The organism is Paracerasibacillus soli (assembly GCF_042432965.1).
Taxonomy (GTDB): Bacteria; Bacillota; Bacilli; order Bacillales; family Amphibacillaceae; genus Paracerasibacillus; species Paracerasibacillus soli.
Genome location: NZ_JBHLWL010000039.1, coordinates 1 through 817, shown reverse-complemented (window position 1 = coordinate 817; position 817 = coordinate 1). Strand labels below are relative to the sequence as shown.

1 rRNA gene is annotated in these 817 nt (G+C 54.7%); it reads right to left on the bottom strand.

The window, feature by feature from the left end:
- Positions 1-9 precede the first annotated feature (9 nt).
- A 16S ribosomal RNA gene (locus ACFFIS_RS11095) occupies positions 10-817 on the bottom strand; the annotation flags it as partial.

Sequence of the window (817 nt, the reverse complement as noted above, 5' to 3'; positions counted from 1 at the left end):
TATCCTTAGAAAGGAGGTGATCCAGCCGCACCTTCCGATACGGCTACCTTGTTACGACTTCACCCCAATCATTGGCCCCACCTTCGGCGGCTGGCTCCTTACGGTTACCTCACCGACTTCGGGTGTTGTCAACTCTCGTGGTGTGACGGGCGGTGTGTACAAGGCCCGGGAACGTATTCACCGTGGCATGCTGATCCACGATTACTAGCGATTCCGGCTTCATGCAGGCGAGTTGCAGCCTGCAATCCGAACTGAGAATGGTTTTGTGGGATTTGCTTCACCTCGCGGCTTCGCTGCCCTCTGTACCATCCATTGTAGCACGTGTGTAGCCCAGGTCATAAGGGGCATGATGATTTGACGTCATCCCCACCTTCCTCCGGTTTGTCACCGGCAGTCACCTTAGAGTGCCCAACTTAATGCTGGCAACTAAGATCAAGGGTTGCGCTCGTTGCGGGACTTAACCCAACATCTCACGACACGAGCTGACGACAACCATGCACCACCTGTCACTCTGTCCCCGAAGGGAAAGCTCTATCTCTAGAGTTGTCAGAGGATGTCAAGACCTGGTAAGGTTCTTCGCGTTGCTTCGAATTAAACCACATGCTCCACCGCTTGTGCGGGCCCCCGTCAATTCTTTTGAGTTTCAGCCTTGCGGCCGTACTCCCCAGGCGGAGTGCTTAATGCGTTAACTTCAGCACTAAGGGGCGGAAACCCCCTAACACCTAGCACTCATCGTTTACGGCGTGGACTACCAGGGTATCTAATCCTGTTCGCTACCCACGCTTTCGCGCCTCAGCGTCAGTTGCAGACCAGAGAG